General features: G+C 68.8%; 19 protein-coding genes. 12 read left to right on the forward strand and 7 right to left on the reverse strand.

Annotated elements, in window-relative coordinates; translation table 11 throughout:
- Positions 1–105: 105 nt before the first annotated feature.
- The 3 genes from AB4112_RS22420 (at position 106) to AB4112_RS22430 (ending at position 3,884) form a co-directional block, all read left to right on the forward strand.
- Positions 106–1,497, forward strand: a complete 1,392-nt coding sequence (locus AB4112_RS22420; RefSeq protein WP_309798653.1) for a cytochrome ubiquinol oxidase subunit I — start codon at positions 106–108, stop codon at positions 1,495–1,497.
- Positions 1,498–1,501: 4 nt separating this feature from the next.
- The gene (locus AB4112_RS22425; protein WP_309798655.1) at positions 1,502–2,527 is read left to right on the forward strand and encodes a cytochrome d ubiquinol oxidase subunit II; all 1,026 of its coding nucleotides are present in this window, start codon (positions 1,502–1,504) and stop codon (positions 2,525–2,527) included.
- A 67-nt stretch (positions 2,528–2,594) separates the two neighbouring features.
- Positions 2,595–3,884, forward strand: coding sequence for a cystathionine gamma-synthase family protein (locus AB4112_RS22430; protein WP_309798657.1), 1,290 nt, complete (start codon positions 2,595–2,597; stop codon positions 3,882–3,884).
- An 87-nt stretch (positions 3,885–3,971) separates the two neighbouring features.
- Here the strand turns inward: AB4112_RS22430 and AB4112_RS22435 are convergent, their stop codons facing one another.
- Genes AB4112_RS22435 through fabA form a run of 4 tightly spaced genes read right to left on the reverse strand, consistent with a single transcriptional unit; the run spans position 3,972 to position 7,176 of the window.
- Entirely contained in the window at positions 3,972–4,547 is a 576-nt protein-coding gene (locus tag AB4112_RS22435) for a pyridoxamine 5'-phosphate oxidase family protein (protein ID WP_309798659.1), read from the reverse strand.
- A 46-nt stretch (positions 4,548–4,593) separates the two neighbouring features.
- On the reverse strand, positions 4,594–5,427 hold the full coding sequence (gene fabI, locus AB4112_RS22440) for an enoyl-ACP reductase FabI (protein ID WP_309798661.1): 834 nt from the start codon (positions 5,425–5,427) through the stop codon (positions 4,594–4,596).
- The gene (gene fabB, locus AB4112_RS22445; protein ID WP_309798663.1) at positions 5,424–6,641 is read right to left on the reverse strand and encodes a beta-ketoacyl-ACP synthase I; all 1,218 of its coding nucleotides are present in this window, start codon (positions 6,639–6,641) and stop codon (positions 5,424–5,426) included. The genes fabI and fabB overlap by 4 nt, the downstream gene beginning before the upstream one ends.
- A 19-nt stretch (positions 6,642–6,660) precedes the next feature.
- On the reverse strand, positions 6,661–7,176 hold the full coding sequence (fabA, locus tag AB4112_RS22450) for a 3-hydroxyacyl-[acyl-carrier-protein] dehydratase FabA (RefSeq protein WP_309798665.1): 516 nt from the start codon (positions 7,174–7,176) through the stop codon (positions 6,661–6,663).
- A gap of 200 nt (positions 7,177–7,376) precedes the next feature.
- On the opposite strand from fabA, the gene AB4112_RS22455 reads away from it, so the two are divergent.
- The 4 genes from AB4112_RS22455 (at position 7,377) to AB4112_RS22470 (ending at position 12,814) form a co-directional block, all read left to right on the forward strand.
- Positions 7,377–9,077, forward strand: coding sequence for a tetratricopeptide repeat protein (locus AB4112_RS22455; protein ID WP_309798667.1), 1,701 nt, complete (start codon positions 7,377–7,379; stop codon positions 9,075–9,077).
- Positions 9,078–9,079: 2 nt separating this feature from the next.
- A complete protein-coding gene (locus AB4112_RS22460; RefSeq protein WP_309799082.1) occupies positions 9,080–9,943 on the forward strand; it encodes a 4-(cytidine 5'-diphospho)-2-C-methyl-D-erythritol kinase in 864 nt (287 codons plus the stop codon).
- A gap of 148 nt (positions 9,944–10,091) precedes the next feature.
- Positions 10,092–11,699, forward strand: a complete 1,608-nt coding sequence (locus AB4112_RS22465) for a glycosyltransferase family 39 protein (RefSeq protein WP_309798669.1) — start codon at positions 10,092–10,094, stop codon at positions 11,697–11,699.
- Positions 11,699–12,814, forward strand: coding sequence for a glycosyltransferase family 2 protein (locus AB4112_RS22470; protein ID WP_309798671.1), 1,116 nt, complete (start codon positions 11,699–11,701; stop codon positions 12,812–12,814). Before AB4112_RS22465 ends, AB4112_RS22470 begins: the two co-directional genes overlap by 1 nt.
- 22 nt (positions 12,815–12,836) lie before the next feature.
- Here the strand turns inward: AB4112_RS22470 and AB4112_RS22475 are convergent, their stop codons facing one another.
- Positions 12,837–13,472 carry a TetR family transcriptional regulator gene (locus tag AB4112_RS22475; protein WP_309798673.1) on the reverse strand — a complete coding sequence of 212 codons (636 nt, stop codon included), beginning with the start codon at positions 13,470–13,472 and terminating at the stop codon, positions 12,837–12,839.
- 463 nt (positions 13,473–13,935) lie between these two features.
- On the opposite strand from AB4112_RS22475, the gene AB4112_RS22480 reads away from it, so the two are divergent.
- Both AB4112_RS22480 and AB4112_RS22485 read left to right on the forward strand, forming a co-directional pair.
- A complete protein-coding gene (locus tag AB4112_RS22480; RefSeq protein ID WP_309798674.1) occupies positions 13,936–15,087 on the forward strand; it encodes an efflux RND transporter periplasmic adaptor subunit in 1,152 nt (383 codons plus the stop codon).
- The gene (locus AB4112_RS22485; RefSeq protein ID WP_441723157.1) at positions 15,084–18,233 is read left to right on the forward strand and encodes an efflux RND transporter permease subunit; all 3,150 of its coding nucleotides are present in this window, start codon (positions 15,084–15,086) and stop codon (positions 18,231–18,233) included. The genes AB4112_RS22480 and AB4112_RS22485 overlap by 4 nt, the downstream gene beginning before the upstream one ends.
- Before the next feature lie 527 nt (positions 18,234–18,760).
- On the opposite strand, the gene AB4112_RS22490 is transcribed toward AB4112_RS22485, so the two are convergent.
- Positions 18,761–19,327: an ankyrin repeat domain-containing protein gene (locus AB4112_RS22490; RefSeq protein WP_309798678.1), complete on the reverse strand. Its 567-nt coding sequence runs from the start codon at positions 19,325–19,327 to the stop codon at positions 18,761–18,763.
- Positions 19,328–19,472: 145 nt separating this feature from the next.
- On the opposite strand from AB4112_RS22490, the gene AB4112_RS22495 reads away from it, so the two are divergent.
- The 3 genes from AB4112_RS22495 (at position 19,473) to AB4112_RS22505 (ending at position 21,164) form a co-directional block, all read left to right on the forward strand.
- Positions 19,473–20,129: a peroxiredoxin gene (locus AB4112_RS22495; RefSeq protein WP_309798680.1), complete on the forward strand. Its 657-nt coding sequence runs from the start codon at positions 19,473–19,475 to the stop codon at positions 20,127–20,129.
- 23 nt (positions 20,130–20,152) lie between these two features.
- Positions 20,153–20,398, forward strand: coding sequence for a hypothetical protein (locus AB4112_RS22500; RefSeq protein ID WP_309798682.1), 246 nt, complete (start codon positions 20,153–20,155; stop codon positions 20,396–20,398).
- Positions 20,399–20,540: 142 nt separating this feature from the next.
- Positions 20,541–21,164 carry a hypothetical protein gene (locus tag AB4112_RS22505; protein WP_441723160.1) on the forward strand — a complete coding sequence of 208 codons (624 nt, stop codon included), beginning with the start codon at positions 20,541–20,543 and terminating at the stop codon, positions 21,162–21,164.
- An 84-nt stretch (positions 21,165–21,248) separates the two neighbouring features.
- On the opposite strand, the gene AB4112_RS22510 is transcribed toward AB4112_RS22505, so the two are convergent.
- On the reverse strand, positions 21,249–22,082 hold the full coding sequence (locus AB4112_RS22510; protein WP_441723162.1) for a class I SAM-dependent methyltransferase: 834 nt from the start codon (positions 22,080–22,082) through the stop codon (positions 21,249–21,251).
- Between the last annotated feature and the right edge of the window lie 33 nt (positions 22,083–22,115).

Consider the following 22,115-nt stretch of genomic DNA (forward strand, 5'->3'; position numbering starts at 1 on the left):
CGTGAGCGATACCATCGGTCTATGGCATATTCTTTCCCGACCTGAGAAATACAGGAACCGTTGCCAGGCCGGTTCCCGCCAAGCCGGTTTCAGAGGAGAAGCGCCATGGATCTCGATCCGGTCCTGTTGTCGCGGTTCCAGTTCGGCTTCGTCATGTCGTTCCACTTCCTGTTCCCGGCCTTCACCATCGGGGTGGCGAGCTGGCTGGCGGTGCTGGAAGCGCTGTGGCTGAAGACCGGCCACGCGGAATACCGCACGCTGTACAAGTTCTGGATCAAGATCTTCGCCGTGTCCTTCGGCGTCGGCGTCGTCACCGGCATCGTCATGACCTACCAGTTCGGCACCAATTGGAGCGAGCTGTCGCGGATCGGCGGCAGCATCCTCGGGCCGCTCCTGGGCTATGAGGTGGTGATGGCCTTCTTCCTTGAGGCCGGCTTCCTCGGCATCATGCTGTTCGGCTGGGACAAGGTCCCGCGCGCCGTCCATCTCGCCGCCACCGTCGCCGTGGCCGTCGGCACCGCGCTGTCGGCCTTCTGGATCCTGTCGGCCAATTCCTGGCTGCACACCCCGGCGGGCTACGAGCTGGTGAACGGCGTGGTCGAGCCGATCGATTGGTTCGCCATCGTGTTCAATCCATCCTTCCCGATCCGCTTCCTGCACACGGTGACCGCAGCCTACCTGACCACGGCCTTCGTCATCATCGGCGTCTCGGCCTGGTACCTGCTGCGTGGCCGCGCCGTGCTCGAATCGCGCCGCGCCTTCTCGATGGGCCTGTGGCTGATCGCGGTGCTGGCGCCGCTGCAGATCTTCTTCGGCGACCAGTCGGGGCTGGAGGTCCGCGAACACCAGCCGGCCAAGTTGGCGGCGATCGAGGCGCATTGGCAGACCGGCGGCGATGTGCCGCTGATCCTGTTCGCCTGGCCCGACCAGGCCGGCGAGAAGAACGACTTCACCATCGAGATCCCGCATATCGGCTCGCTGATCCTGACCCACAGCTGGGGTGGCTCGGTGCAGGGGCTGAAGGACTTCCCGCCCCAGGACCGGCCGTCGGTCGCCACGGTGTTCTGGACCTTCCGCGTCATGGTGGGGCTGGGCTTCCTGATGCTCGGCGCCGGGGTCCTCGGCCTGGTGCTGCGCGCCACCGGCCGGCTGTATGACAGCCGCTGGTTCCAGCGCATCATGGTGGCGATGATCCCGTCCGGCTTCGTCGCCGTGATCGCCGGCTGGTACACCACCGAGATCGGGCGCCAGCCCTGGGTGGTGCAGGGCCTGCTGCGCACCGAGGACGCGCATTCGCCGGTCGGCGGCGGCAGCGTGCTGCTGTCGGTGGTCCTGTTCGTGCTGATCTACGCCATGCTGCTCGGCTCCGCCGTCTACTACATCGTCAAGCTGATCCGGATCGGGCCGGAAGCGCCGGAGGCCGACCGCGAGGAAACCTTCAAGACCCCGGCGCGGCCGTTCTCGCTGCCGGACGCCTCTCTCGAATCCGGGGAGTGACGCCATGATGCCGGAAGTCTGGACCATCGCCACCGCCCTGCCGCTGATCTGGGCGGCGGTCGCCGCCGGCGGTGTGTTCATGTATGTGCTGATGGACGGGTTCGACCTCGGCGTCGGCATCCTGTTCCCCTGGGCCCGCAGCGAGGAGGACCGCGACCTGATGATGGGGTCGGTGGCGCCGATCTGGGACGGCAACGAGACCTGGCTGGTGCTCGGCGGGGTCGTCCTGCTCGCCGCCTTCCCGTTGGCCTTCTCGATCATCCTGCCGGCGCTGTACCTGCCGATCACCTTCATGGTGATGGGGCTGATCTTCCGCGGCGTCGCCTTCGAATTCCGGTTCAAGGCCCACAGCAGCAAATGGCTGTGGACCGTGGCGTTCAGCGGCGGCAGCCTGTTCGCGACCTTCTTCCAGGGCGTGGTGCTGGGCACCTTCGTCCAGGGCTTCCCCACGGTCGGCACCCATTACGCCGGCGGCTCGTTCCTGTGGGTCTCGCCGTTCAGCCTGATGACCGGCGTCGCCCTGATCTTCGGCTACGGGCTGCTCGGCGCCGGCTGGCTGGTGATGAAGACCGAAGGTACGCTGCAGGCCTGGGCCCGCCGGGCCATGGGTGGGGTGCTGCTCGCCGTGCTGGCCGCCATGGCCGTGGTCAGCCTGTGGGTGCCGTTGCTGGACCAGAGCGTCGCCGAGCGCTGGTTCACCTGGCCCAACATCGCGTATTTCGTGCCGGTGCCGATCCTGGTGGTGCTGCTGGCCTGGCGGCTGTGGCTGTCGCTGCAGCGCGGCTCCGACTACGCGCCGTTCCTCTATACGCTCGGGCTGTTCGTGCTCGGCTACACCGGCCTGGCCATCAGCCTGTTCCCGAAGCTGGTGCCGCCGAACCTGACCATCTGGGACACGGCGTCGTCGGCCTCGTCGCAGCTGTTCCTGCTGGTCGGCGTCCTGTTCCTGATCCCGCTGATCCTGACCTACACCACCTATTCCTACTGGGTGTTCCGCGGCAAGGTGAAGTCGGGCGACGGCTATCACTGATCCGCTGTTGCGGAATCGGCGGCCAGGGTAGTCTCCGCGCCAACGCCGCCTTTTCAGGAGAGAAACCATGGCCGGATCGGGTTACCGCAAGGACCGCATCGGCAACCACAAGCTGCATCCTGAGACGCTGATGCTCGGATACGGCTATGACCCGACCCTGTCCGAAGGGGCGGTCAAGCAGCCGGTGTTCCTGACCTCGACCTTCGTGTTCAAATCGGCCGAGGACGGGCGGGATTTCTTCGACTACACGGCAGGCCGGCGCGAGCCGAAACCGGGCGCCGATGCCGGCCTCGTCTACACCCGTTTCAACCACCCCAACAGCGAGATCGTCGAGGACCGCCTGGCGATCCATGAGGGCGCCGAGGCGGCGGGGATCTTCTCCAGCGGCATGTCGGCGATCGCCACCACCCTCTTGGCCTTCGCCCGGCCGGGCGACGTGATCCTGCACAGCCAGCCGCTGTATGGCGGCACCGAGACGCTGATCGCGCGCACCCTGCTGCCGTTCCAGATCGACGCGATCGGCTTCGCCGATGGGGTCGACGAGGCGGTGGTGCGCGAGGGCGCCGAGGCGGCGATGGCCAAGGGCCGGGTCTCGGTGATCCTGGTCGAGTCGCCGTCGAACCCGCTGAACACCCTGGTCGACCTTGACCTGATGCGCCGCATCGCCGACGAGATCGGGGCGAAGCAGGGCCATATGCCGGTGATCGTCTGCGACAACACCCTGCTGGGCCCGATCTTCCAGAAGCCGATCCTGCACGGCACCGACATCGTGGTCTATTCACTGACCAAATATGTCGGCGGCCACAGCGACCTCGTCGCCGGCGCGGTGCTCGGCCGCCGCGACCAGGTGCGCCAGGTCAAGCTGCTGCGCGGCGCCATCGGCACCCAGCTCGACCCGCATTCGGCCTGGATGATCGCGCGGTCGCTCGAGACCCTGTCGCTGCGCATGAACGCGGCCTGCCGCAGCGCCGAGACGGTGACGCGGTTCCTGCACGAGCATCCGCAGGTGGCGAAGGTCTACTACCCCTCGCTGCTGCCGGCGGGCAGCCCGGAGCGGGCGGTGTTCGAACGGCAATGCACCGGCGCCGGCACCACCTTCTCCTTCGACATCAAGGGCGGCGAGGCCGAGGCCTTCCGCTTCCTCAACGCGCTGCAGATCTTCAAGCTGGCGGTCAGCCTGGGCGGCACCGAATCGCTGGTCTGCCACCCGGCGACCACGGTGCATTCCGGCGTGCCCAAGGCGACGCGCGAGCGGATCGGCATCTCCGACGCCACCATCCGCGTCTCGATCGGCATCGAGCACACCGAGGATTTGATCGCCGACCTGACCCAGGCGCTGGCGGCGAGCCTGGGGTGAACATGGGTTGGGTTCGCCTTGCGAACCCAACGTCTTGCCGACGGATCGATGTCGGGTTCGCAATTGCGAACCCGACCTGCGGGAACGTCACCCGACCGGAACCGGGTCCTCCTCGAACAGGCCGGTCGGCAGCCCGTCGATGCTGCGGGTGTTCTTCTGCCGGCGATAGGCCTCCAGCCCCTCCTGCTTCTCCTTCGCCTCGGCCCAGCGCGCCAGGGTCGGCCGTTCGCCCGCATGGTCGAACAGCGGCACGCCGAAGCCGCAGGAGGTCTGGACCAGATCGATGTCCAGCAGCACCATCTGGCGGGCGCCGAGCGGCTCCGTGCCGCCGTATTCCGTTGCCAGCAGGCGGGCGTAGTCCGGGCCGCCGCGGCGCAGCACCCGGCCGGCGCCGTACAGCCGCAGGATCATCGGCGCGCCCTCGAAGGCGCAGAACATCACGGTCAGCCGGCCGGTGGCGCGCAGATGCGCCGCGGTCTCGTTGCCGCTGCCCGTCAGGTCGAGATAGACGACCGCATTCGGTCCCAGCACCCGCAGCATATCGGTGCCGCGGGGCGAGACATTGACCCGCCCGGTCGTGGCGGCGGAGGCGGTGAAGAACACCCGCTGCCGCAGGATGAACTCCTGCAGCGCCGGCGAGATCTCCGGAAACTGCTTGGCCATGGCTCCTCCTCCCGTGGGGCGGGTGGGGAAGCCCGCCCTGGCGCGACTAAACCTCGGCGGCCTCGCTGTTGCGCGGCGCCGGCGGCATGCCGATGGCGTGGTAGCCGGCGTCGACATGGTGCACCTCACCGGTGACGCCGGTCGACAGCGGCCCCAGCAGGTACAGGGCTGCGCCGCCGACCTCGTCGAGGGTGACGTTCTTGCGCAGCGGGCTGTTCTGCTGGTTGAAGCGGAACACGTAGCGGGCGTCGCCGATGGCACTGCCGGCCAGGGTCCGCATCGGCCCGGCCGAGATGGTGTTGACCCGGATCCCCTGCGGGCCCAGATCGGCCGCGAGGTAGCGCACGCTGGCCTCCAGCGCCGCCTTGGCCACGCCCATGACGTTGTAGTTCGGCATCACCCGCTCGGCGCCGAGATAGGTCAGCGTCAGCAGGCTGCCGCCGTTCGGCATAATCGCCGCCGCCCGCTTCGCCAGCGCGGTGAAGGAGTAGCAGCTGATCCGCATGGTGCGGCTGAAGTTGTCGGCCGTGGTGTCGAGGTAGCGGCCCTTCAGCTCTTCCTTGTCGGAATAGGCGATGGCATGGACCAGGAAGTCGATCGACCCCCATTCCGCCGCCAGCCGGTCGAACAGGGCGGCGATCGAGGCGTCGTCCTCGACGTCGCAAGGCGCCAGGAAACTGGCGCCGATCGATTGGATCAGGGGCTCCACCCGCTTGCGAAAGGCGTCGCCCTGATAGGTGAAGGCCAGCTCGGCCCCTTCGCGCGCCAGCGACGAGGCGATGCCCCAGGCGATCGAGTGGTTGTTGGCGACGCCCATGATCAGGCCGCGCTTGCCGGCCATCAGCCCGGTGGTCCGGGTCTCGGTCGAGGTCGTGGTCATGCAGCGTACCGCTTGAAGGCGAGCGTCGCGTTGGTCCCGCCGAAGCCGAAGCTGTTGGAGAGGACCGTGGTCAGCCCGGCATTGTCGATGCGTTGCCGCACGATGGGGAACCCTTCCGCCGCCGGGTCCAGGTTCTCGATGTTGGCGCTGGCGGCGATGAAGTCGTGCTTCATCATCAGCAGGCTGTAGATCGCCTCATGCACCCCGGCGGCGCCCAGCGAATGGCCGGACAGCGACTTGGTCGAGCTGATCTTGGGCGCCTTGTCGCCGAACACCTCGCGGATCGCGCCCAGCTCGGTGACGTCGCCGACCGGGGTCGAGGTGCCGTGGGTGTTGATGTAGTCGACCGGGCCGTCCACCGTCGCCAGCGCCTGGCGCATGCAGCGCACAGCACCCTCGCCCGACGGCGCGACCATGTCGTAGCCGTCCGAGGTGGCGCCGTAGCCGACCAGCTCGCCATAGATCTTGGCGCCTCGCGCCTTGGCGTGCTCCAGCTCTTCCAGCACCACGGTGCCGCCGCCGCCGGCGATGACGAAGCCGTCGCGGTCGCGGTCATAGGCCCGGCTGGCCGTCTGCGGCGTATCGTTGAAGCGGGAGGAGAAGGCGCCCATCGAATCGAACAGCACCGACAGGGTCCAGTGCAGCTCCTCGCCGCCGCCAGCGAAGACGATGTCCTGCTTGCCCCACTGGATCAGCTCGGCGCCATTGCCGATGCAATGCGCCGAGGTCGAGCAGGCGGAGGAGATCGAGTAGTTGACGCCCTTGATCTTGAACGGCGTCGCCAGCGTCGCCGAATTGGTCGACGACATGCAGCGCGGCACCATGTAGGGGCCGATGCGCTTCGGCCCCTTCTCGCGGGTGATGTCCGCGGCATCGACCTGGTTCGAGGTCGACGGGCCGCCGGAGCCCATGATCAGGCCGGAGCGCTCGTTCGAGACGTCGCTCTCCTCCAGCCCGGCATCGGCGATGGCCTGGGCCATGGCGATGTAGTTGTAGGCGGCGCCCGGCCCCATGAAGCGCAGGACGCGCCGGTCGATGTGGTCGGCGGGGTCGAGCTTGACCGTGCCGTGGACATGGCAGCGGAAGCCCAGCTCCTTGTATTCTGGCGCCGCGACGAGTCCCGACCGCCCGTCGCGCAGGCTGGCCGTGACCTCATCCTGATTGTTGCCGATGCTCGAGACGACGCCGAGCCCGGTGACGACTACGCGTCGCATGATCATTCTCCGCCGTACGTCAGAACGCTTCGGTCGACGTGAACAGGCCGGCCCGCAGATCCTTGGCTTCCATGATCGTCTTGCCGTCGACGGCGACGCTGCCGTCGGCGATGCCCAGCACCAGCTTCCGGTTGATCACGCGCTTCAGGTCGAGCCGGTAGGTCAGGAGCTTGGCGCTCGGCAGCACCTGGCCCGTGAGCTTGATTTCGCCGGTTGCCAGCGCCCGGCCGCGGCCCGGCGCTCCGGTCCAGCCGAGGAAGAAACCGAGCAGCTGCCACAGCGCGTCGAGCTCGAGGCAGCCGGGCATCACCGGATCGGATTCGAAATGGCAGGCGAAGAACCAGAGGTCCGGCCGGATGTCGAACTCGGCCACGACCTCGCCGCGGCCATGGGCGCCGCCCTGGTCGCTGATCGTGGTGATCCGGTCCATCATCAGCATCGGCGGCAGCGGCAGCCGGGCATTGCCCGGCCCGAACAGCTCGCCATGGGCGCAGGACAGCAGGTCTTCGTAGGTGTAGCTCGATTTACCGGTCACGGCCGCGCGGGTGCCTTCATTGTCTCACCGACGGGCGCGACTGTAGCGTTTTTTTAAGGGGGCACAAGGCTGCAGTGGCCGCCCCGCCCGGTCGTTCGGGGGCGGATGGGCCCAATGGTCGCGGCGAACAAGGATTGCCTGCGACCTCCGGGCACCCTAGCTTCGGGGGATCAATGCCCTTTTGGCGGAATTGGACGCGCATGACCGTCTGGCGGACCACCCTACTGGCCTCTTGTCTCGCGGCGACCGCATTCGGGCCGATGGCGGCGCAGGCCGCCACCGATCCCCGCACCGTGTCGGGCGCCTATCTCTCGGGCAGCCATGCGCTGGTGGCGCGTGACCTCTCCAGCGCCGGCCGGTTCTTCGGCCAGGTGCTGGCCGAGGACCCGGACAATCTCGGCCTGCTGCGTCGCAGCTTCACCCTGACCCTCGCCGGCGGCGACGTCGAAGGCGCGGCCAAGCTGGCCCTCCGGCTGGACACGGCCGACACCGCCGACCAGCTGGTGCGGATCACCCTGATCCTGCACGACGTCAAGGCCGGCAAGTGGCGCGACGCGCTGACGCGGCTGAAGACGGTGGAGACGGCGGGCACCGCCAAGTCGATCACCCCGATCATCTCGGCCTGGCTGCGGATCGGGGCGGGCGACGGCAAGGCGGCGCTGTCCAGCCTGGATCCGCTGCTGAAGGGCGCCCGGCCGGATGCGCTGGGCGCGATCCAGAAGGCCCTGTTGCTCGATTACCTCGGCGATCTCGACGGGGCCGCCAAGGCCTACGAGGCACTGGGCGACGTCGGCAAGACGGTGCGGCTGGTCGAAGGGCTGGCCAGCGTCTACCAGCGCCAAGGCCAGCGCGACAAGGCGCGCGCCCTCTACAGCAGCTTCGCCGACCAGAACGGCGAGAACCTGCTGCTGGAGCCGGCGACGCAGCGGCTGGACAAGGGCGAGCGGGCGCAGCCGATCATCGGCAGCCCGAGCGACGGGCTGGCCGAGGCGCTGTTCTACATCGCCAGCGCGGTCAGCCAGGACCGGCAGGCCGATGGCGGCGACACCGCCCTCATCTACACCCGCCTGGCGCTGTACCTGCGGCCGGACTTCCCGGTGGCGCAGATCCTGCTGGGCGACATCCTGGCCGGGCAGGAGCAGTACAAGAACGCGATCGCCGCCTATGAGGCGCTGCCGGACAACACCCCGGCCGGCTGGATGGCGCGGCTGCGCGAGACCCTCGCGCTCGAAGGGCTCGACGATTACGACCAGGGCATCGCGCTGGCCGGCGACCTGGTGTCGGAACGGCCGGACAGCGCCGCCGGCTATCTCCGGCTGGGCGACCTCTATCGGGCCAAGCAGGAATTCGCCTCCTCGGTCGTCGCCTATGACGACGCGGCGCGCCGGCAGAAGCGGCTGGAGGAGATCGACTGGACCTTCCTCTACCGCCGCGGCATCGCGCTGGAGCGCAGCGGCCGGTTCGATCGGGCGGAGCAGGATCTGCGCCGCGCCATCGCCCTCAACCCCCAGCACGCCAATCTGTTGAACTATCTCGGCTACTCCCTGCTCGACCGCGGCAAGGACCTGAAGGAGGCGGAGGACCTGATCCGCAAGGCGGTCGATCTGACGCCGGATGACGGCTACATCATCGACAGCCTGGGCTGGGTCTATTACCGGACCAACCAAGTGGACAAGGCGGTGGAGACGCTGGAGAAGGCGATCACGCTGAAGCCCGAGGATCCGACCATCAACGACCATCTCGGCGACGCCTACTGGCGGGCCGGCCGCAAGGTCGAGGCCCGCTACCAGTGGGAGGCGGCGCTGCGCACCACCGAGGGCGATCCGCCCAAGGAGAAGATCGAGCAGAAGCTGGCCGACGGCCTGCCGGCGAACGCCCCGGCCCCGGTCACCGCCAATTGAGCATGGCGCAGGGCGGCGAGGTCTGGTCAGGCACCGCCCCGGCCAAGGTCAACCTCTATCTCCACGTCGTCGGCAAGCGCGACGACGGCTATCACCTGCTCGACAGCCTGGTGGTGTTCGCCGATGTCAGCGACGCGTTGACCCTGGCCCGGGCCGACGCACCCAGCCTGGCGGTCAGCGGGCCCTTCGCCGGCGCGGTTCCGGCGGGCGACGACAACCTGGTGCTGCGCGCGGTGCGGCGGCTGGCGGCCGCCACCGGCCATCCGGACGGCATCGCGATCACCCTCGACAAGCGACTGCCGGTGGCGGCCGGGATCGGCGGCGGCTCGGCCGACGCCGCGGCGGTGCTTCGCGGCCTCGCCCGGATCTGGGATCTGGCAGCGGATGATCCGCGGCTGCGCGAGGTCGCCGCGGGCCTCGGTGCCGACGTCCCGGTCTGCCTCGATGGCCGCACCGCCTGGCTCGGCGGCGTCGGCGAGCGGCTCGATCCCGGGCCGGACTTGGCGGGCATCCCGATCCTGCTGGTCAATCCCGGCGTGCCGTTGTCGACGCCGGCGGTGTTCAAGGCCCGGCAGGGCGGCTTCTCGCCCGAGGCCCGGTTCGCGGAGGCGCGGCCCGGCCTGGACCGGCTGTGCCGGCTGCTCGCCGACCGTGGCAACGACCTGGCCGAACCCGCCGGGAGGCTGGTGCCGGCGGTAACCGAGGTGCTGGCGGCCCTGGCGGCGCAGCCGGGGTGCCGGCTGTCCCGCATGTCGGGCAGTGGCGCCACCTGCTTCGGGCTGTTCGACAGTCCGGCCGCGGCGCGGGCGGCGGCATCGGTTCTGGCCGGCCACGGCTGGTGGGCGGCGGCGGGGGCGCTGCTCTGACGAGGCGGCGCGTCCTGGCCGGAATGATCCTGCTGGGCGACCACGGCCCGGGCTGGTATGAAGCGCGGTCGCGCGCCGGTGGATCGCCGGATCCACAACTCGTTAAGGTTGCGGTTCGACCCTCGGGGCCGGGCCGCTGGGAATTCCGATGACCGACGCTTTTCCCGCCGCGAAGTCCCGGCCCGGATCCGCAGGGTCCGCCGGCTGGCCGCGGCTCGACACCCCCCAAGGGGCGATGCTGTGGCTGATCCTGCTGGGCGGGCTGCTGCGGTTTGCCCTGTCCTGGGCAATCGGCTACGGCAACGGCGAATCCTACTACATCGCGACCGCGCGCTTCTTCGCGCTGAGCTATTTCGACCAGCCGCCGCTGTTCCTGTGGCTGACCCATGCGATGGTCGGGCTGGGCGACGCCGAGCTGTGGCTGCGGCTGCCCTATGTCCTGATGTTCGCGGTCTCGACCTGGGTGATGTACCGGCTCGGCGCCTTCCTGTTCGGGGCCTGGGCCGGGGTGTGGGCGGCGCTGCTGCTGAACCTCTCGGCCCTGTTCTTCGTCAGCGTCGGCAGCTGGGTCCAGCCGGATGGGCCGCTGTTCCTGTTCCTGCTGGCCGCCACCTACTGCACCGCCCGCGTGGTGGTGCCGGAGCCGGAGGAGATCTCGCCCGGCGCCGCCTGGGGCTGGTGGCTGGCCGCGGGGGTCTGCTTCGGCCTGGCGCTGCTGTCGAAATACCATGCCGTGCTGATCATGGCCGGCCTCCTGGTGTTCCTGCTGACCACCAAGGGCCGGCGGGTCTGGTTGGCCCGGCCGGCGCCATGGATCGCCGTCCTGGTCGCGCTTGCGATCTTCGCCCCCGTGGTGATCTGGAACGCCGAGAACCAGTGGGTGTCGTTCCTGTTCCAGACCGGTCGCAGCGGCGGCGGCCGGGTGCGGCTGGACTGGCTGGCCCAGAACATCGGCGGCCAGGCGATCTGGCTGCTGCCCTGGATCTGGCTGCCGATGATCTGGGTCTTCATCGCCGGGTTGATACGCGGGCCGAAGGATCTGCGCGGCTGGTTCCTGTGCAGCCTGGGCATCATCCCGATCGTGCTGTTCACCGCCGTCGCCGCCTGGGCCAAGGTCGGCGCCCATTTCCACTGGCAGGCCCCTGGCTACTTGATGCTGTTCCCGCTGCTCGGCGCCGCCGTGGCCCGGCGGCTGTCGGCCGGGGACCGCACCACCCGAATCTGGCTGAAGGCATCGACCATCGGCACGGTGCTGGTCCTGGTCGTGCTGGGCAGTCACGCGGCGACCGGCTGGATGCGGATCGTGCCGGGCCTGCACGCCGACCAGATCTGGGACCCGACGCTGGAGGGGCTGGACTGGACCGATTTGCGCCAGGCGGCGCAGCAGCGCGGCTGGTACGACCAGCCCGGCCTGTTTATCGTCGGCACGCAATGGCACCAGGCCGGCAAGATCGACGTCCAGCTCGGCGACCGGCTGCCGGTGCTGTGCCTGTGCCGCGACCCGCGCAACCTGGCCTTCGGCTGGGACCAGATGGATTTCGCCGGCCATGACGCGGTCATCATCGGCCAGGACGAGTTCCTGAAGGAGTTCGACGAGCGCTGGCGGCCCTATTTCGCCTCGGTCGAGCCGCAGCCCGACATCATCATCCACCGCGGCGGCCGGGCCGAGCTGACCCTGCGCGTCTTCACCGCCCGCGGCTTCAAGGCGCCGTGGCCTCTCCCCCTGCCGCCGAAGCCCCAGGGATCGACGCCGTGATGCGCTACGAACTCGCGGTCGTGGTCCCGACCCTGAATGAGGTCGGCAATGTCGGGCAGCTGGTCGAACTGCTCGACCGGGCGCTGGCCGGCATCGCCTGGGAAGTGATCTTCGTCGACGACGATTCGACCGACGGCACCGCCGAGGCGGTCTACCGGATGGCCGAGACCCGCGACAATGTCCGCTGCCTCAAGCGCATCGGCCGGCGCGGCCTGTCCTCGGCCACGGTCGAGGGCATGATGGCGACCGGCGCGCCCTATCTCGCGGTGATGGATGCCGACCTGCAGCACGACGAGACGCTGCTGCCGCGCATGCTGGAGCGGCTGAAGGCCGATACGCTCGACATCGTCGTCGCCAGCCGGTTCCTGCCCGGCAGCGACCTCGGCAGCTTCTCGGAGAAGCGCGAGCGCCTGTCCGGTCTCGGCATCAGGCTTGCAAAGATGGTGGTGCCTTCCGATCTGACGGATCCGCTCAGCGGCTTCTTCATGCTGCGCCGGCCGCTGATCGAAGAGGTGGCGGACCGGCTGAACGGACAGGGTTTCAAGATCCTGCTCGACATCTTCGCCTCGGCCGGGCGCCCCCTGCGCTTCGCCGAACTGCCCTTCGTGTTCCGCAGCCGGCACAGCGGCGAGAGCAAGCTGGACTTCGCCGTGAGCCTGGAATTTTTGATGCTGATCTTCGACAAGCTGCTCGGCGGCGCGATCCCGGCCCGCTTCATCCTGTTCGTCATGGTCGGGCTGTCGGGCGTGGCGGTGCAGCTGTCGCTGGTCGGGTTGTTCCTGCACGGCTTCGGCTGGGACTTCTACTGGTCGCAGGCGGCGGCGACGGTGGTCGCCATGTCCACCAACTTCGCCCTCAACAACCGCATCACCTACCGCGACAAGCAGCTGCGCGGCCGTGATTTCCTGCGCGGCCTGCTGTCCTTCTACGCCGCCTGCGCCATCGGCGCGCTGATCAACCTGCAGGTGTCGGAGTTCCTGTACGAGCGCGCCATGCCCTGGGCGCTGGCCAGCATCCTCGGCGCCGCCCTGTCCTCGGTGTGGAACTTCGGCGTGACCTCGACCTTCACCTGGAGCAAGCGGCAGCGCGTCCGGCCGCAAGCCGCAGGGGAGTAGGCGAGGGGGCCTGCGCCTGCGGTCAGCAGAGCGCCGGCTCGACCTCGCGGCGGAACGCCCGGAAGAGCTCGCCGACGCTGCGCGTGCCGACCTCGATCAGGTCGAAGCGGCGGCCGAAACGGATCCAGTCGGCCATCAGCCCGCCCATCAGGCAGGTCAGCGTGCTGGCGGCGACATCCGGCGGCCAGGCCGGGCTCAGCCGGCCCTCCTCCTGCGCCAGGGTGAAGGCCCGGCTCATGGTGGCGCGCATATGGTCGTGGGCCTCGCGCTGGCGGGCCAGTGCCGCCAGCATCTCGCCGACATACTCGCAGCGGCAGGTCAGGATGGTGAACACCCGCTGGCGCTGCTCGTCCTCGGTCAGCGCGACGAAGGATTCGACCATCGCCTGCTCGACCAGGGCCAGCGGATCGGGGTGGCCGTCGGCCATCGCCCGCTCGACGATCTCCTCCGCCGGCAGCTTCACCCGTTCGTGAAGCGCTTCGAACAGCTCGAGCTTGTTCTTGAAGTGCCAATAGATCGCGCCGCGGGTCACGCCGGCGGAATTGGCGATGTGCTCCAGCGACGTGCGCGACACGCCGTCGATGAAGAACAGGCGTTCCGCAGCGTCGAGAATCTTCTGCCGGGTCTCTTCCGCTTCAGCCTTGGTGCGACGGGCCATGATCGTCTCCTCTCCCCCCTTTACATACGTTCAGGCATGTATATAAATCAATCCGCACATCATGTCTCCCGAGGCCCGGGTGTTTGTGCGGTGCAAGAATTCGACAGGCGAGAAGGGGGTGTCGTGACCGTGTCCATCCTCGATTCGGAACACCTTCTGAGCGGGCGCGATCGCCTCGCGGACAGCCTTTCGCGCCTGACCCGGTAGCAGGCATCCGGCCGTGCGTGGCGGCGCCTTTTGCTGTCGCCATTGCCTAAACGGCCCAGAACAGGCATTCTGAATCGTCGCCTTCGTGGCGGATCCGAGGCCCGGATCAGACTTGGCAGGGGGTATCGTGGCTTTTTCTTTACATACGTTCAAGTATGTATGTGATCGTGTCGCGCGATCCGACATGCGCTCTGACGCTGTTGTGCGGTGCAAAAACACCGCTCGCACGGATACGGTCGCCGCGATCACGTCCCCCTTGCTTCGTGTCGCCCTGCTGCTCGCGTCGGTCGCGGCAGCTCCCCTGCTCGCATCTTGCAACGAAAACACCGGCGAAGCCCAGGCCCAGACGCAACCCGCCCCGCCGCCGCCCGAGGTGACGGTGCAGGAGCTGGCGGCCAGGCCGGTGCCGATCACCTACACCTATGCCGGACGCGTCTCCGCCTTCCGCGAGATCGAGGTGCGCGCCCGGGTCGGCGGCATCCTGCTCAAGCGCGACTACACCGAAGGCGAACGGGTGGCCGAGGGGCAGAGGCTGGCCCGTATCGACCCCGCCACCTACCAGGCCGAGGTGGCGCGCAGCCAGGCGCAGCTGCAGCAGGCGCAGGCGCAGCTGGCCAACAACCGGGTCAACGCCGACCGGTCCGCCAAGCTGTTCGCCAGCCGCGCCGGGTCGGCCAAGGACCGCGACGACACCATGGCGCAGGTGCGGACCGACGAGGCGGCGGTCGCCGCCGCCGTGGCGCAGCTGCAGACCGCGCAGCTCAACCTCGACTACACCTCGGTGACGGCACCGCTCGGCGGCATGACCAGCATCGAGGAGGTGCCGGAAGGCAGCCTGATCAGCGCCAACGGCCTGCTGACCCGGATCACCCAGCTCGATCCGGCCTATGTCAGCTTCTCCTTCGGCGACGCCGACTATGCCGAGATCCGGCGGCTGCTCGACGAGGGCAAGGCCGACGGGCCGAAGGACCGCCGCTTCCCGGTCACGGTCAAGCTCGGCGACGGGCGGATCTACGCCCAGGGCGGCACCATCAACTTCACCGACAGCATCGTCGACACCCAGACCGGCACCATCCGGGCCCGGGCCATCCTGCCGAACGCGGACAGCCTGCTGGTGCCGAACCAGTTCGTCCGCGTCACCGTCGGCGGGCTGACCCTGAAGCAGGGCATCGTGGTGCCGCCGATGGCGGTGATGCAGGGCCCGCAGGGACCCTTCGTCTATGCCCTGGCCGAGGGCGACAAGGCCGAGATCCGGCCGATCGCCCTGGGGCGTGAGGTCGAGGGCGGCTGGCTGGTCGACAGCGGCGTCACGCCGGGCGACCGCATCATCACGGAAGGCGTGATCAAGGTGCGCCCGGGCAGCCCGGTGCGGCCGTCCCTCGCCAAGGTCGCGCAGGTGGACCCGTGATCTCGCGGTTCTTCATCGACCGGCCGGTCTTCGCCGCGGTCCTGTCGATCGTCATCACCCTGGCCGGGCTGGTGGCGATGCGGGTGCTGCCGATCGCGCAGTATCCCGAGATCGTGCCGCCCGAGGTCTCGGTCACGACCTCCTATTCCGGGGCCAGCGCCGAGACGGTGGCGCAGACCGTGGCGGCGCCGCTGGAGCAGCAGATCAACGGCGTCGACAACATGCTGTACATGCGGTCGACCAACACCGGCGACGGCACCATGTCGCTGACCGTCACCTTCAAGATCGGCACCGATCCCGACCAGGCGACGATCAACGTCAACAACCGGGTGCAGCGGGTGCTGCCGACCCTGCCGCAGGAGGTGCAGCGCGTCGGCGTCAGCGTCTCGAAGAAATCCAGCTCGATCCTGATGGCGATCATCCTGACCGACAAGAGCGGCCGGGCCGATCCGATCTACCTGAACAACTACGCGCTGCTGAACGTCATCGACGACCTCAAGCGCGTGCCCGGCGTCGGTGACGCCTCGCTGTTCGGCAGCGGCAAGGACTATTCGATGCGGGTCTGGCTGCGGCCGGACAAGCTGGCGCAGTACAACCTGACGCCGACCGACGTCTCCGCCGCGATCCAGGAGCAGAACGCCCAGTTCGCCGCCGGCCGCTTCGGCGACGAGCCCAACAGCGGCGGCCTGGCCTACACCTATTCGGCGACGACCGACGGCCGCCTGCCCGACGCCGCGGCGTTCGAGAACATCATCCTGCGGTCCGACAGCAACGCGGCGACGCTGCGGCTGAAGGACGTGGCTCGGGTCGAGCTCGGCGCCCAGACCTATAACTCCACCGCCTTCGACAACAACAAGCCGATCGCCGGCATCCCGATCTACCTGCAGCCGGGGGCCAACGCGCTGAACACCGCCGAGGCGGTCAAGGCGCGGATGGAGGAGCTGAAGCAGGGCTTCCCCGAGGGCGTCTCCTACATCATCCCCTACGACACCACCAAGTTCGTCCAGGTCTCGATCGACGAGGTCATCAAGACCTTCATCGAGGCGATGATCCTGGTCGTGCTGGTGGTCTTCGTCTTCCTGCAGAACCTCCGGGCGACGCTGATCCCGGTGATCGCGGTGCCGATCTCGATCCTCGGCACCTTCGCCGGCATGTACATGCTCGGCTTCTCGATCAACCTGCTGACCCTGTTCGGCCTGGTGCTGGCGATCGGCATCGTGGTCGACGACGCCATCGTGGTGCTCGAGAATGTCGAGCGCATCATGCGGACCGAGAAGCTGGCCCCGCGCGAGGCGGCGCGGAAGGCGATGGACGAGGTCTCGGGCCCGGTCATCGCCATCGTTCTGGTGCTGTGCGCGGTGTTCGTGCCGGTCGCCTTCATGGGCGGGCTGGTGGGCGAGATGTACCGCCAGTTCGCCGTCACCATCGCGGTGTCGGTCACCATCTCCGGCATCGTCGCGCTGACCCTGACGCCGGCGCTGTGCGCCCTGATCCTGAAGCCCGGCCACCGCGAGCCGGCCCTGCCGTTCCGCCTGTTCAACCGCGCCTTCGACCGGCTGACCGCGGCCTACACCGCCGGCGTCCGCTTCTTCCTGAAGCGCGCAATCGTGGCGATCGTGCTGTTCGTCGCCATGGCGGGCGCCGCCTTCGCCCTGTTCCAGAAGATCCCGGGGTCGCTGGTGCCGCAGGAGGACCAGGGCTACCTGATCGTCGCCGCCTTCCTGCCGCCGGCCGCGTCGCTGGAGCGGACCGAGGCGGCGCTGGCCGCGGCGACCGACAACCTGCTGACCCATCCGGCGACCGGCGAGGTCATCGCCGTGCCCGGCTTCGACCTGCTGTCCGGCGCCCAGAAGACCTATGCCGGCGTCGCCTTCGTGCCGCTGAAGGACTGGTCCGAGCGGACCGATGCGGCGCTGGACGCGCGCAACCTGCCCGGCCCGTTCATGGGCCTGAACGCCGGCATCAAGGACGCGATGGTGCTGGCCTTCAACCCGCCGCCGATCATGGGCATGAGCACCACCGGCGGCTTCGAGGTCTATGTCCAGGACCGCACCGGTGCCGGCTACGCGGCGCTGGCCCAGGCCACCCAGGCGCTGGCCGCCGCGGCGGCCAAGCGGCCGGAGCTGGCCGGCGTCCGCTCGATGTTCAACACCGCCATCCCGCAGTACAAGATCGACGTCGACCGCGAGAAGGCCAAGGCGCTGGGCGTGCCGATCACCTCGATCTTCGAGGCGATGCAGGCCACCTTCGGCAGCCTCTACGTCAACGACTTCACGCTCTACGGCCGCAACTACCGGGTCAGCCTCGCCTCGGAGGGCGACTTCCGGCAGCGGCCGGAGGACCTGCGCTATGTCTTCGTGCGCGGCGGCGACGGCGCCATGATCCCGATCGACGCGCTGGTGAAGACCCGGCGGATCGTCGGGCCGGACCAGGTCGAGCGCTTCAACATCTTCCCGGCCGCCAAGGTCATGGGCGACCCGGCCCCGGGCTATTCCTCGGGCCAGGCGATCGCGGCGATGGAGGCGGTGGCCAAGGAGGCGCTGCCCCAGGGCTACGCGCTGGCCTGGACCGGCTCGGCCTTCCAGGAACAGGCGGCCGGCGGCTCCGGCAACCAGGCGCTGCTGTTCGGCCTGGTCATGGTGTTCCTGATCCTGGCCGCGCAGTACGAGCGCTGGACGCTGCCGATCGCGGTGCTGACGGCGGTGCCCTTCGGCCTGTTCGGCGCGCTGCTGGCGGTGTGGCTGCGCGGGCTGGAGAACGACGTCTACTTCCAGATCGGCCTGGTCACACTGATCGGCCTGGCCGCCAAGAACGCCATCCTGATCGTCGAATTCGCGGTGCTGAAGCGGCAGGAGGGGATGAGCGCGGCCGAGGCGGCGATGGAAGGCGCCAAGCTGCGCTTCCGGCCGATCGTCATGACCTCGCTGGCCTTCATCCTGGGTTGCCTGCCGCTGGCCATCGCCTCCGGCGCCGGCTCGGCCAGCCGCCATTCGATCGGCACCGGTGTGATCGGCGGCATGCTCGCCGCCACGCTGATCGCCACCTTCTTCATTCCGCTGTTCTACCGGCTGATCGCCTGGCGCGATCCCAAGAAGAAGCCGGCAACCGAAGCGGTGCCCGCCTTCCCCCAGGCGGAGCATCCGTGAGGTGGCGCTGCCCCACAGCTCCACCTCGGTCCCGGTCGTCATCGCTGCCCCTCGACGATCGGGACGCCACACCGGACGGGGTGCGGACCGCAACCGCGCCCCGTCCGACGCTATCGCCGAAACGGTGCGCGCTTTCCCCCAAGGCGGCGCATCGGTGAGGCGGGGCTGCCCCACAGCCCCGCCTCGGTCCCGGTCGTCATTCCTGCCCCTCGACGATCGGGATTACCAGCCGGGCGGGGTGCGGTCCGCAACCGCGCCCCGCCCGGCGTCTTCGCCGAAACGGTGCCTGCCTTCCCCCAGGCGGCATCGGTGAGGCGGGGCTGCCCCACAGCCCCGCCTCGGTCCTGGTCGTCATCGCTGCCCCTCGACGATCGGGACTCCTAGCCGGACAGGGCGCGGACCGCAACCGCGCCCTGTCCGACGCCAGCTGCGAAACCCTGCAGACAGAGTCTCCGGCTGCATCGGGCGCAGCGCATCCTCACTCTCCCCCGACGACTGGTCCCTGTCGACGCAGTCCCCGATGGGCCTCAGTCCGTCGCCCCGGCCTTGCGCAGCCGCGCGGCGATGGCGCGGGCCCGGCTGCTGTCGGCCCAGCCGAGAGCCGAGCGGCCGGTGAAGTCTTGCTGATTCGGATTCGCTTTGGCGGCCAGCAAGGCCTCCACCGCCGGCAGGCTGCCGTTGCGGGCGGCGGCCATCAAAGGGGTCATGCCCTGGCGGTTGGCGCGGTTGGGATTGGCCTTGGCGTCCAGCAGCGCCTTGACGATGCCGGCGTCGCCGATATCCGACGCCCAGTACAGCGGCGTGTTGCCGAGCGAATCGGTCTGGTCCGGCGCCGCGCCGAAGCGCAGCAACTCGCGCACCATGGCCAGGCTGTCATTGCCCACCGCGATGGTCAGCGGCGTGCGACCCTGGGCGTCGGTGGTGTTGGGCGAGGTCCCGCCCAGCAGCAGGGTGCGGGTCTGGTCGATATCGTTGCGCTGCACCGCCTGGATCAGGTCGGGCGCACGGCGCAGCACGTCGATCTCGGCCGCAGCCGGGCCGCAGAGGGTGAGAAGCATCGCCGCGGCCGCCGCGATGCGCGCGCCTCGTTTCATCTTCGGTCTCCGACAGGTCCCGCCAATGGGTTCGGCAGCGACCTTATACCAGGGGGCCTGCGACGGGCCAGCGGTTGGCCCCCGCCGGTGCCTGGACTATCCTGCGGCAAACGTCGCCACCCGCCCGTCGACAACGAGGCCCGTCATGACCGCTGAGCCATCACCCCTGCCGAGCCTGCCCCGCCTGGGGCAGACCGCCCCGTCCTTCGAGGCCGAGACCACCCATGGACGCATCGCGCTCGAGGATTTCCGCGGCAGCTGGGTCGTCCTGTTCTCCCACCCCGCCGACTTCACCCCGGTCTGCACGTCCGAATTCGTCGCTTTCGCCCGCATCGCCCCGGCCCTGAAGGAGCGCGGGGTCGAGCTGCTGGGCCTGTCGATCGACAGCATCTACGCGCATCTCGCCTGGACCAAGCGGATCGAGGAGCTGTTCGACACCCGGATCCCGTTCCCGGTGATCGCCGACGGCGATCGCAAGGTGGCGACGCTCTACGGCATGATCATGCCGGAGCAGTCGGGCACCGAGACCAGCCGCTGCGTCTTCGTGATCGACCCCACCGGGGTGGTGCGGGCGATGATCTACTATCCGCTGACCACCGGCCGGAACATCGATGAGATCCTGCGTCTGATCGACGCGCTGCAGACCACGGACAAGCACAAGGTCGCCACCCCGGCCGACTGGCGCCCCGGCGACAAGGTGATCGTGCCGGCACCGCGCACCATCGAGGATGCCGAGGCGCGGGCCAAGGCCGGCTACGAGTACACCGACTGGTGGTACTGCAAGACCGATGTGAAGGGCTGATCCGGGCCGCCCGGGCATAGACGATGGCCTGCATCAACCCCGACGGCACCCTGACGGAGGTGGCGAAGCGGAGTCTTGGCCTGCTCGCCGTGCCGCACACCGTGGCGCAGCTCTCCGCCGCCGCCGGCCTGCCGGTCTGGCGGGTGAGGGCGACGCTGCGCGAGACCGGCCGGGCGAAACTGGTGGCCTGTCTCGATCCCGATGCGGCCGACCCGTCCTGGCAGCTGACCGATCTCGGCGCCGAGGCACTGGAACTGAGCCGAGACTGATCGCGCTTTACTGATGCAGCACAATAAGATAAGGGTCTCTCTTGAAGCACCATATAAGCCGTTGCGGCGGGTCGGCGCATTTCGGATTCTGTCGGCGGAGCTTCTGGGCTAGAGTGCGGGCGATGGATCTGCGGGGGTACCGATGAGGATGATGAAGAGTTTTATAGCGGTCGCGGTGGCCGCCTTGGCGCTGGCAGCCTGCCAGGAGGCGCCGAAGCCACCCCAGACGGGCGGTCTGTTTCCTGATGTCGGCAACTACCAGCCGGTGAACCTGCCGCCGAAGGCCCAGCTGTCGCCGACGGAAGTGCGCTACGACCTGCTGGTCAAGCTGCAGACCGAGATGATGGTCACCGGTCTCAGCTGCAAGGAAGAGTTCAAGGACCCCATCATCTTCCGCACCTTCAGCCAGTGGGTGGTCAACAACGACGACCGCATCCTGGAGACCCAGGACAAGCTCGGCAAGCTGCTCGGGAAGTACAGCAAGGGCAACGGCGCGCGCCTGTTCGACACCTACCGGACGAAGATGGCGAACGACGAGTCCGGGCGCATGCAGCGCATGACCCAGGCCGCCTACTGCCTGGCCCGCCAGGACCAGTTCGCCGAAGTCGTCAAATACAACCCGCAGCAGCTCGACGACTACCTGAACAAGACCTACGACCTGCTGCACACGCGCTACAACGAGGTCGGGTCGAAGACCCAGACCGCGGCGGCGCCGGCCGACAAGGCAGCGGCGGCGGCAACGCCTCCGAAGTCCAAGAAGCCGTAAGGCTCAAGGCTTCACATTTTTGCCGATCTATCCTGAAGGGGGCCGCTTGCGCGGCCCCTTTTTGATGGCGCGGACGCGATAGGATCAGCGCCGGGTGACGACGATCTCCAGGTACTCGCTGGGCACGACCATCGAGCCGTCTCCAGAGCGATCGAACTGGGCGATCAGGTCCATCAGGTCGCGCTCAAGCCCGTCCTGAGCCGACGGCGCGAGAGCCGCGAAGGTCTTGAGCACCGGCCCGTAATAAGTCCTGAAGATCTCCAGCCAATGGCGAGGCGAACGGTACCGGAAGGTGAAATGCCGCGACGTCGCCTCGACCGACGACGCGTGCGGCCCGAACAGCTCGTCCACCCGGGCGCGCGTGCCCCACAGCGCCGGCGACCTGGCGTCGGGCGGCGGCGGCACATGCCGGCCGATGGTCTTGAACAGCTGGCCGATGAAGCCCTCCGGCGTCCAGTTGGCGAGGCCGATCTTGCCGCCGCGCCGGCAGACCCGGACCAGCTCGGCGGCGGCGCGGTCCTGGTCGGGCGTGAACATGACCCCGAATGTAGAGACGACGGCGTCAAAGCTGCCGTCGGCGAACGGCAGGGCCTCCGCATCGGCCTCGCGGACCGTGATGACGAGCCGTTCGGCGGCGGCCCGCTCGCTGGCGCGATCCAGCAGCGCCGGGACGTAGTCGGTGGCGACGACATCGCACCAGCGCCGCGCGGCGGCGAGGGAGGCATTGCCGTTGCCGGCGGCGACATCGAGCACCCTCTGGCCCGCCCGCAGGTCGAGGGCTTCGCACAGCTCCTCGCCGACGATCTGCAGGGTGGTGCCGACGACGGCATAGTCGCCGGAGGACCAGGCTCCCTGCTGGCGGACCTTGACGGCTGCGAGGTCGAGTGGGGGCGGGGTCGTCGTAGCGGCGGTGGCCATGATCGTTCTCCGGTCGCGCGGGTGGCCCCGCGG

It is taken from the genome of Inquilinus sp. 2KB_23, from assembly GCF_052115705.1.
Lineage (GTDB): Bacteria > Pseudomonadota > Alphaproteobacteria > DSM-16000 > Inquilinaceae > Inquilinus > Inquilinus ginsengisoli_A.